Here is a 10086-nt window from a genome sequence, read left to right on the forward strand (position 1 = left end):
CCACGGTTCATTATTTATTCAAAAACGACAAGCAGAACAGGCAATCGCCTTCCGTGCGCAGATGCCCATAATAAACATTGCAAATATGGAAGCCCTCATGATAAAGACGCGCCAAATTGTCGTAGCCTTCGCCCACGACATCCATTGCTTCCTTGCCGGTCAGAGCCGGAATATCGGCTCTCTCCGCCACGGGTATGGACAATGGCCCTTCCGCGCTTTCTCGCTTTAAGATTTTGCGCAGTTGTTCATTTTCGAGGCGTAGCCGCTGGTTCTCTTCCACCAGCTTCTTGACCTCCAGCTTGAGGCTGCCCAAATCGCCGTGAACTTTTCCCATTTGCGTTTCCAACGCCTGCATACTTGTGAATATGTCCTTGTTCTCCAAGTTCCCACCCCAGAGTCATCTCTAGAATCTATCGTAAAAGAAACTCCTTATTTCAGGACGACATCGTCCAGCGGAAGCTCCTTCACTTTCCCGATTTCAAACAGCTGTACATGCACGGTGCGGGTGCCGGCGTTGAGTCCGACGACCTTGCCGTCTCCCAGCGAAGTGACGACGATTTTACCTACGGATGGAAGCTCTTCTTTGGTGCTTTCGTAGTTATCATGCTCAAACTTCAGGCAACACATCAATCGACCGCATAATCCGGAGATTTTGGTTGGATTCAGCGACAAGCTCTGATCCTTGGCCATCTTGATCGATACCGGTTCAAAGTCGCCTAGCCAGGAAGAACAGCAGAGAACACGTCCGCAAGGACCGATACCGCCAAGCATCTTGGCTTCGTCCCGTACACCGATCTGTCTTAGCTCGATCCGGGTCCGGAAGATGCTGGCCAAATCCTTAACCAATTCGCGAAAATCCACGCGGCCTTCCGCCGTGAAGTAAAAAATGATTTTATTGCGGTCAAAAGTAAATTCGACGTCGACCAGCTTCATTTTCAAATCATGATCTTTAATTTTATTTAAACATGTGGCAAAGGCATTCTTTGCCGCAAATTTGTTCTCTTCGACAACACGGGCATCGGAATCATCGGCGATCCGAATGACCTTCTTCAGCGGAAGGACGACATCGGATTCTCCGACCTTCTTCTTGCCGACCACCACTTTCCCATATTCGATTCCCCGCGCGGTTTCGACAATCACGCTCTGGTCCTTCTCCACAGGGAGCTCCAGCGGATCGAAATAATAGATTTTGCCCGCTTTCTTAAAGCGGACACCCACTACTGTATACAAAAACTAACCCCCTCGTATAGCTCTAAAAACTGGTGAACCGCTTTCCCATTGAAGCGCGCGTTCAGAAGAAACTACTAGAAATCCCTGCTCTTTCAGGGGAGAAAGTTTCATGCGAAAGTACATCTTGTCTGTCTTGTCCCTTGCGGCTAGTGCTATCGTTGCCCATCCACCGCGATCAGAAATTGCTCTACGCAGAGGCTGGCATTCATATGCTGCCGCAGCTTCTTCTTGCTCTCCGCGGCCAGCGCCATGGCATCAATCCATTGTTCGGCGCTGCGACTGGCGGCATGCTGATTGATAAACGGAAGCTCATCTATGAAAACGATTTGATCATGTTTATGATAGAGCGCATGGATCATATCTTTGAACCACAAATGGAAAAGGCTGAACAACATGTCCAAATGATCGGTCAAGCCGGATTTGAACAACGTTTGCTGCGCCGTTATTAAAGGAGAACCGCCACGGCCTGCGATTTCCTTCCCTAATTGTAACACTACGTTTCTAATTTCTGCAAACCAATTCTGTTGGATTAAATCACGGCACGGACCCAGTCCCGCCGCGAGGTGAACGGCACTTCGAGCCAAGATTGACGGAAATCCCTCGTTCGCCAATATTTGGAGCATCGTCTCCGGATCCACCGCTGAAAAAGGAACCCATTGTGCCCGCGACTGAATCGTGGGGAGCAAGGCCCGTCCATTGTCCGACAGCAAGATCGCAACGGCCGGAGATGGCGGCTCTTCCAGAAACTTTAGCAGGCTGTTCGCCGCTTGTACCGTCATTTTTTCGGACTCGTCAATAATGTAAGCTTTGGGATTTCCGCTCTCCGATCGATAAGAGAAAATCCGTTGCAGATCACGAATTTGTTCAATTTTGATGGATGCCCCGTCGGGCTTGATCGTAAACAAATCGGGATGATTGCCGTGCAGCACCTTGCGGCACTCCAGACATTCCCCGCAAGCCTCGTCGCCGCCCCGGGTGCAGAACAACGCCTGGACGAAGGCCATGGCCATTTCCATCTGCCCGCTTCCAGGCGGTCCGCTAAATATATAGGCATGGGATATTTCCTGGCGTCTCAGGCTGCTCTGCAACAACTGTTTGGCCGTATCCTGCCCGATGATCTCTTGAAATGACATCGCGTTTGCCCTCGTCCTTTCGAAGCTAGAAGCACAGATTGATCAGCATACCGCGGATTTCGCCGATTTTTTGCAGCAGGTCGATTTTGCCCTGCTCCGTCTCCAGCAGTTCATCTGCCATCGCGAGCAGCGCGGCATCCACTTCATCCAGCAGCTTGTAGCGTTTACCTCGGCCCCGGCGGTCCCATCCTTTCGCATCTTTGATGGTAACGCCCCGCCGTACCGTATCTTCCAGAAACCGCTTGACCATCATTCGGTAAGCCTTCAGCTCCCGAACGGTCATGGACCGGGCGAGCCGGTCCCCTTGCATTTGAATTTCTTTAAATCTCCGGTTCAGTTCCTCTTGAGTTGCTTGCTGGCCATGCTGCTGCATCACATCGGAGAAGCTTTTGGATTGCACCGGCTTGGCAGGGCTGTCGCTAACTCCCAAACCGCTTTTGAGCGGCCGGTATCCCGGATCAATTTTCAAAGCGTTCACCGCCTATGGTTGATTAGATAGTTGAATATTTAAAACCTAGTTCAGTACAGGGATTGAGTAGCGCAGCGTAGGCAAACCTACGTGAGCAACTCAAATGTTTCCGTAGGAAACATGCTTCGAAAGCATATGCTTAAGCCCGGCTGAATTCAAGATTCGACATCGAGTTAGCTTCATTGATTCTCTTCGTGTTGGGAAGATCACTTTTTTGATAACATCTTCAGATGAAGATTAAAAAGTCGGCTTTTCAGCACCGAGAAGGTTGGACGAAACTAGGGACTGAGTAGCGCAGCGTAGGCGAACCTACGTGAGCAACGTAAGTCCCGGTTGAGTTCAAGATTCGATGTCGAATACTCTTCTCGAGACACCTCGTGATCAAAAGCTGGCTTTTTAATAACCTAGTTCAGTACAGATCAAAAAAGTTAGGTTTCCAGCACCAAGAAGGTTGGATGAAGCAGGGATTGAGTAGCGCAGCGTAGGCAAACCTACGTGAGCAACGGAAAGCCCGGCTGAATTCAAGATTCGACGTCGAGTTAGCTTCATTGATTCTCTTCGTGTTGGGAAGATCACTTTTTTGATAACATCTATTTAGAAGTGTTCGAAACGGTCTACTGGGAGTACAAACACCGTCGCCCCACCCACCTGCACTTCCACGGGCAACGGCAAATACGAATCGGTTGTACCGCTCATCGGCGTAACCGGGGTAACGAGCTGCTCCCGCACTTTACAGCTGGTACGAATGACGTTCAAAACGGAATCCACCTGATGGTCGTCAACACCGATCATAAACGTCGTGTTCCCCGCCCGAAGAAACCCTCCGGTACTCGCCAGCTTGGTGGCCCGATAGTTTTCCTTCACGAGCGCGCTGGATAGCCGGTTGCTGTCTTTATCTTGGATAATCGCAACAATCAGTTTCATATGCAGTACCTCCTTGTTTTATAAAAAATGTACCATACTAACCTATTTGACGGCTAGGCCATGAATTCCTTTATTGCCGCGGAAAGATACCCTCGGATCTCCGCAGCGACTTCTTCCTTGCTGCGCGAAGCATCGATCGTCTTGATACGCTCCGGATACATCCCGCCGATAATCCGATATCCTTCCCGGACCTTCTGGTGAAATTGCAGACTTTCCATATCCAAGCGATTCACTTCGCGCCCCGCTCCAGCAGCGATACGGGCCAAACCCTCTTCCGGCTCGATATCGAGATAAAAGGTGAGATCCGGAAACCGCCCCTTGGTGGCAAAAAGATTAATCTCCAACACCTCATCAATGCCAAGCCCACGTGCGTAGCCCTGATAAGCCAGACTGCTATCCAGAAACCGGTCGCACAGAACGGTAATTCCCCGCTCCAAGGAGGGCTCCACCTTCTCAGCCAAATGCTGCCGCCGGGAAGCTGCGTATAACAGCGCCTCTGTCCGCGCATCCATCGCCGTATGCTGCGGATTAAGAATCACCTCGCGGATCTTTTCTGCGATCTCAATGCCTCCGGGTTCCCGGGTAGAAATAAACGCCACGCCATGCTCCTCTAACGCCTGTTCCAATTCCCGCATCACCGTCGTTTTGCCGGAGCCATCCCCCCCTTCGAGCGTAATAAATAATCCTTTGGCTTGATGGTTCATCTAGTTCGTTCCCTGCTTTCTTCTCAAAAAATCATGTACAAGTATATGCTTGGCTTTCCCTTTTCTTGACTTGAATCGTCCGCAGCTGCGGGTCGGCCGGCCCCTGGCATTTGGCTCCGGAATCCCGTAGCTTCATCAACTGCTGCCCAACCGCCTCGGTGATGATTTCTCCGGGATAAAGCAGCGGAATGCCCGGAGGATACGGAATGATCATTTCCGCCGCTTGCCGGCCGATACTTTCCTGAGTGGAGATCGCCTCAATCTCTGTCGGACGCAGCGGTGTAAGGCCAAACGGCACGGGCTCGGACACTTCCGACAGATCGGCCTCGTCAGCCGTAATGTTCCACGTGGAAAGTTCATCGGCCAGTACCGGGTCAGGACTGAGGTCCGCCGCCGCATTTCCCATTTGTTCAGCATCGGCGGCGATGCGTACCAGCGCTTGTAGCAAACGATCGGCATCCTCCATCGTTGAGCCAGGGCCAAGCGCCAGAACTACATGGCGGTCATCGCTCATCTCCGGTACGCATCCCTCGGCTTCAAGCCGCTCCTGCAATTTATACCCGGTGAGGGCTGCAGATGCATCGAATATGACAAGTTTCAAAGGATCTTGGATAGTATATGCAGCAGCCCTTCCGCTGGCGCCCGGCGGTGCAACAACGCCGAAGCGCGGCAGCTTGGCCAGGCCGCGCCGCAGGTGCGCGGCCGCGGCGAGCCCGCCCTCGAAGAAGGCCGGGCCCTGCGTCCCCAGCAGGCTTCGGCTCAAGTCGAGCGAAGCCATGATGGGGTAGGACGGGCTGGAGCTCTGCAGCATCGCCAGCCGCTGGCGCAGCAGCGCGCGGTCGAGCAGCCCGCCCTGCACGTGCAGCATCGCGCCCATCGTGAGCGCGGTCAGCATCTTGTGCGTCGACTGCACGACGCCATCGGCCCCTGCGGCCAGCGCACTCTCCGGCAACGCCGGGTGCTGGCCGAAGTGGGCGCCATGCGCCTCGTCGACGAGAAGCGGCACGCCGTGCGCATGGCACAGCTCGGCCAGCGGCCGCAGCGGCGCGCCCATCCCGTAGTAGCTCGGGTGCGTGAGTAGCAGCCCCTTTGCCCCGGGATACCGGCGCAGGGCTTCTCGCACCGCAGCTTCGCTCGGAATGGTCGCCAGCCCGCTGCCGGCATCCTGCTGCGGCGCCAAAAACACCGCGTGCGCGCCTGCCATCATCAATCCGTGAATCACGGATTTGTGCACGTTTCGCTGCACGAGCAGCATATCTCCTGGCGCGGTGCACACGCTCAGGATCAACGCCAGGTTCCCGGCCGTGCTGCCGCCAACCAGAAAAAACGTCTCCTCCGCCCCAAACTGGGCGGCGGCCAACCCTTGCGCCTCACGGATGACACCCTCCGGATGATGGAGATCATCCGTCCCGGTGATTTCCGTAACGTCGATTTCCATCACGCGCGCCAGATCAAGGATCGCACGCTCGTCGCCACGTAATGCTTGTCCGTTTTTATGACCCGGCACATGAAACGAAGCGTCCTTTTTCTCCCGATATCGCCTTAAAGCCTCATACAATGGGGCTACTTGGTTTAATTCCTCTTCCATTACTTTGCTTAATCCTTCCGACTTAAGGTTGATCTTTTGAATTGCTCTTCCATCGATATGGCAACCTTTGCTTCATTTTACCGCTATTCTACCCGGTAGAGCAATATAAAAGGACCCGCTCCCCAAAATGAACAGGTCCTTTTATCCGGCGTTGTTATGCATTTTTTTGCACCCAGATCTGCTTCATTTGATGAATGAAGAAATGGTATTTCTCCTCCTGCACGTCGGTGTGCACCATCTCTGATTCGCAAGCGTCGCAGATAAATTCCGATACGATATGAATGCCTTCGGTTTTTGGCTCCCCGCAAATAATGCAAGTTCTGACGCCCAGCTCATCCATGCCCGATCCCACCTTGTCTGTTTTTACTATCAGTATGACACAGATTCTACTATTTTAAACCTTTTCATAGTCCGTTTCCTACTTTATCTTATGCCGCAGGCCAGTACCCGGTGTTTGTACGCGGCGTCTTAATTATTCTTTGTTTTGTCCGATATATTAAGAAGAGCTTGCCCGCTTCTTGCGGGAACCGATGTGAAGGAGGATCGAACGCTTGAATTCCGCCGAAACCGAAACCCATGCGACGTTTTATCATTATACGCTGCTCAAAAAGAAGGTTTTGCCAAAGTCGCTCATCCACAGCTTAGTGATACTCCCCGTCATATGGCTGGCCGCCGAGACGGTTTTTATATCCTGGACCAGCCTCTTTTTCTTCCTACTGGCCATACCAGTCATATTGTGGATTCAATACGTGATTTCCCGCTCCGTGTTAATGATCGTTAGTCACTCCTACCGCAAGCGTTGGAAATTTTCCCGTCAGATGCCATGGATCGGTTATATGCCTGATCAATACATCGCTTACCCTGTGTATCGACGGGTCCATCTTCATTCAGCCTGGATTGGTTGTTGCATTATAGGCATTCTTATTCCTTGGTCGCCAGTTTCTTTTGTTCTCTCTTTATTTTTCTGGCACCTTTGGCTAATGATCCCGCGTTTTATTGTACTGGCCACCCTGAGAGGACAACGCAAAGACGGAATGATCAAAATCACCGGTTTAGAAATTGCCTATTACATGCAATAAGCTAACGATAGGCATAGACACAAGCAAAAAGGCCTGCCCCCTGCAACAATCGCAGAGTTCAGGCTTTTTTGCTTGTTATCGCGTTTTGTACCGGCTTGTCCGGTAACGGGCGTTGCCTTCTTATCCGAATCCTGAAATTTAAGGACTGCTTTCTAAACCTTGAATGACCGTTTTCTCTTCCTTTTTGGGGACCAGAACCGTAAAAGAGTCGTCGTGAAGCGTTAACTGCACAATTTGCTTCCCTTTCTCGTACACTCGGGTTGTGCCGGTGCTCTCTTCTTTTTTCTCTTTCCATCCCCATTCCGCGATTACCTTCTGATAGGCTTCGGGAATTTCGTTACTCTCTTTGAGTCCAGTTAGCTTATAATGCACATAGTCCATCTTAGAGTTATTAAGAGCCGTTTCCGTTTGATTGGCCTCTTTGGGGACGGGAAAATTCTTCTCAACCGTTGATCCCACAAAATCCGTCCACGAAGGCTCGGAAGATGCACAGCCAGCGATGACTACGATCATCATCAAGACTCCCCACATGAAGCATAAGGATATTCTTATCCCTCTTCGCCGCATGATCCATTCCTCCTTACCCTGCCTATATACTGAAAAAACTTCCTTGTTGTCATTCTGATATAGATTCCGGATAGGCTAAATGCCCTAGATGCTAACATACCAGTTTTATTATAACGGGTGTCGTATCCATGTCGGTAACAATTTGGTTACATTCCATTTGGTAGAAACTGAAAATAACTCAGTATTCATTCAGAAAACTAAAAAATATATGTCAGTTTTAAGTTACTTTATTTAACATCATGGAGATCAAATATGAAATTTTATTAATGAAAGCAATCCAGAGAAATACCTCAATTCTCCTCAATAACTTAGCATGTATGCGTTTTATTAAGGAAACCCGACCTTTGTCACCATATCTAACATGAAATTATGATAGGTCACATAAACTTCAAACATTTCATAAGGGAGAGGGGATTGCACATGAACCGATATCGACTACGTTGGAAAAAAGGAAGCAGGTATTTGCTAGCTTCTGTACTCATCTCCGGATTATGGATCGGACAGATCCCGCAAGCCCAAGCTGCTTCAGACCCATTGTCAGCTACAGTAGCTAAACCATCGCTGGTCACCGGCGAACAATTTCGTCAGTCGATGAAACAAGCCGCTTCCGAAGCGGGAGGCTCCTTTACAATGCCGGAGATCTCCGGTAATCGCGTGCTCCGTAGTCAGGTCGCTGTCTTGCTTCAAGAATGGCTGGGGTTAGAGAAGTCTGCTGAATCCTTCCGCGACGTTCCGGACCAGGCAGCTTACGCCGGGGCAGTTGGGGCGGTCGTTAAGGCCGGGCTCATGAAGGGGTATTCCGACACCTCATTTCTGCCCGCGGAGCCGCTCACGGCAAATGATCTTAATCGCCTTCATGACCGAGTCCTCGGTTATTTGAAACCCTTTGTGCTCCCTGAAGCCACGATATCCGAGATTCAACGGGCGATGGAACAAGGCAAACTTACTTCAAAACAACTGGTTCAGATGTATCTTGACCGCATTGCCAAATACGACGATCAAGGGATCTCCCTGCAGGCGGTCTTAACGATCAACCCCGAGGCACTCAGGATCGCGGAAGCGTTGGATCAAGAACGGGCGGCCAAAGGTCCACGAGGGCCTTTACACGGAATTCCGATCTTAGTGAAAGACAACTTTGATACCTCAGATATGCCTACCACTGCCGGTTGCCAATGTCTGAAAGACTCTATACCCGATCAGGATGCCGATCAAATTGCCAAGCTCAAAGAAGCGGGGGCGATCATCCTAGGCAAAACCAACCTGCACGAGTTCGCCTTTGGGATTACGACCTCCAGCTCGTTAGGCGGCCAAACCAAGAATCCCTATGCCCTGGACCGTTATCCCGGTGGATCTAGCGGTGGTACTGGAGCGGCTATTGCTGCTAACTTAGCTGTCGCCGGACTGGGCACGGATACCGGGGGCTCCATCCGCATACCGTCTAGCTTCAACAGTCTCGTAGGTATTCGCCCAACGATCGGCTTATCCAGTCGGGATGGTATCATTCCTCTGGCCCTGACCCAGGACGTTGGCGGTCCGATCGCCCGAACGGTTGAAGATGCAGCAATTCTGCTCGACGCTACGGCCGGTTATGATCCTGACGATGTTGCTACCGCCTACAGCGTTGGCCGTATCCCGGAAAGCTATACTCGTTTCCTAGATGCGAATGGATTAAAAGGCGCTCGTATCGGTGTAGCCACAGAACTGTTCTTGGAAGGCAACGATCAAGAAAAAGCCGTCTCCAACGTAGTAACTAATGCCGTAAATGAGCTAAGTTCCCTTGGTGCAACGGTCGTTAATATCAAGATTCCCCATTTAGCAGAGATCAATAAGTACCCGAGCTTAAGCGGCTACGAGTTCAAATTTCAGTTGAACGACTACCTAAAAGAATTAGGGGACGACGCCCCTTACCACAGCCTGGCTGAAATCATCGCCTCGGGAGAGTATGATAAAACCCAGGAGTCCTCCATGAAAGCCCGTGAGGCCCGTGAATCCCTGGATACCCAAGAGTACAAGGATATCGTGTTAAAGCGCACCAGCTTGACCCGAGAATCCCTCCTGAAGGTCATGGCGGACTACAATCTCGATGCCATCGTCTACCCGACAAGCACCCAACCACCGGCGTTAATCGGCGAGAGTCAATCATCTGGAAACAACAATCGCTTGAGTCCGTTTTCCGGCTTCCCGGCCATCACGGTCCCGGCTGGCTTTACCGCGGAAGGCTTACCCGTTGGGATCGAATTTCTGGGCCGCGCCTTTGACGAAGGCACGCTAATCAAATACGCTTATAGCTTTGAGCAAGGTACGCGTCACCGCCATGCCCCTAAATGGACGCCTTAACTCTTCTATATATTCAAAAAGAGCACTACCGAATGAACGGTAGTGCTCTTTCCCT

General features: G+C 51.3%; 11 protein-coding genes. 2 read left to right on the forward strand and 9 right to left on the reverse strand.

Annotated elements, in window-relative coordinates; genetic code table 11:
- Positions 1-10: 10 nt before the first annotated feature.
- The 8 genes from yabA to IM700_RS21070 all read right to left on the reverse strand — a co-directional run bounded on the left by yabA (position 11) and on the right by IM700_RS21070 (position 6388).
- Positions 11-382: a DNA replication initiation control protein YabA gene (gene yabA / locus IM700_RS21035; protein ID WP_155608056.1), complete on the reverse strand. Its 372-nt coding sequence runs from the start codon at positions 380-382 to the stop codon at positions 11-13.
- A 47-nt stretch (positions 383-429) separates the two neighbouring features.
- A complete protein-coding gene (locus IM700_RS21040) occupies positions 430-1230 on the reverse strand; it encodes a PSP1 domain-containing protein (protein ID WP_155608055.1) in 801 nt (266 codons plus the stop codon).
- Between the two features lie 152 nt (positions 1231-1382).
- Positions 1383-2363 (reverse strand): DNA polymerase III subunit delta', encoded by a 981-nt coding sequence (holB, locus tag IM700_RS21045; protein WP_193418837.1) that lies wholly within the window; start codon positions 2361-2363, stop codon positions 1383-1385.
- A gap of 25 nt (positions 2364-2388) precedes the next feature.
- Positions 2389-2832: a YaaR family protein gene (locus IM700_RS21050; RefSeq protein ID WP_155608053.1), complete on the reverse strand. Its 444-nt coding sequence runs from the start codon at positions 2830-2832 to the stop codon at positions 2389-2391.
- A 594-nt stretch (positions 2833-3426) separates the two neighbouring features.
- Positions 3427-3756, reverse strand: a complete 330-nt coding sequence (locus IM700_RS21055; RefSeq protein ID WP_059048766.1) for a cyclic-di-AMP receptor — start codon at positions 3754-3756, stop codon at positions 3427-3429.
- A 53-nt stretch (positions 3757-3809) separates the two neighbouring features.
- A complete protein-coding gene (gene tmk / locus IM700_RS21060; RefSeq protein WP_193418834.1) occupies positions 3810-4460 on the reverse strand; it encodes a dTMP kinase in 651 nt (216 codons plus the stop codon).
- A gap of 31 nt (positions 4461-4491) precedes the next feature.
- Positions 4492-6048 carry an aminotransferase class I/II-fold pyridoxal phosphate-dependent enzyme gene (locus IM700_RS21065; protein ID WP_193418832.1) on the reverse strand — a complete coding sequence of 519 codons (1557 nt, stop codon included), beginning with the start codon at positions 6046-6048 and terminating at the stop codon, positions 4492-4494.
- 154 nt (positions 6049-6202) lie between these two features.
- Positions 6203-6388, reverse strand: a complete 186-nt coding sequence (locus IM700_RS21070; RefSeq protein ID WP_155608050.1) for a sigma factor G inhibitor Gin — start codon at positions 6386-6388, stop codon at positions 6203-6205.
- Positions 6389-6599: 211 nt separating this feature from the next.
- Between IM700_RS21070 and IM700_RS21075 the strand changes: the two genes are divergently transcribed.
- The gene (locus IM700_RS21075) at positions 6600-7127 is read left to right on the forward strand and encodes a hypothetical protein (RefSeq protein ID WP_155608049.1); all 528 of its coding nucleotides are present in this window, start codon (positions 6600-6602) and stop codon (positions 7125-7127) included.
- Positions 7128-7265: 138 nt separating this feature from the next.
- On the opposite strand, the gene IM700_RS21080 is transcribed toward IM700_RS21075, so the two are convergent.
- Positions 7266-7640: a hypothetical protein gene (locus IM700_RS21080; protein WP_239484106.1), complete on the reverse strand. Its 375-nt coding sequence runs from the start codon at positions 7638-7640 to the stop codon at positions 7266-7268.
- 474 nt (positions 7641-8114) lie between these two features.
- On the opposite strand from IM700_RS21080, the gene IM700_RS21085 reads away from it, so the two are divergent.
- Positions 8115-10031, forward strand: a complete 1917-nt coding sequence (locus IM700_RS21085) for an amidase family protein (protein WP_193418830.1) — start codon at positions 8115-8117, stop codon at positions 10029-10031.
- Positions 10032-10086: the final 55 nt, after the last annotated feature.

Origin of the sequence: Paenibacillus rhizolycopersici (genome assembly GCF_014947195.2) — a bacterium.
Classification (GTDB): Bacteria; Bacillota; Bacilli; order Paenibacillales; family Paenibacillaceae; genus Fontibacillus; species Fontibacillus rhizolycopersici.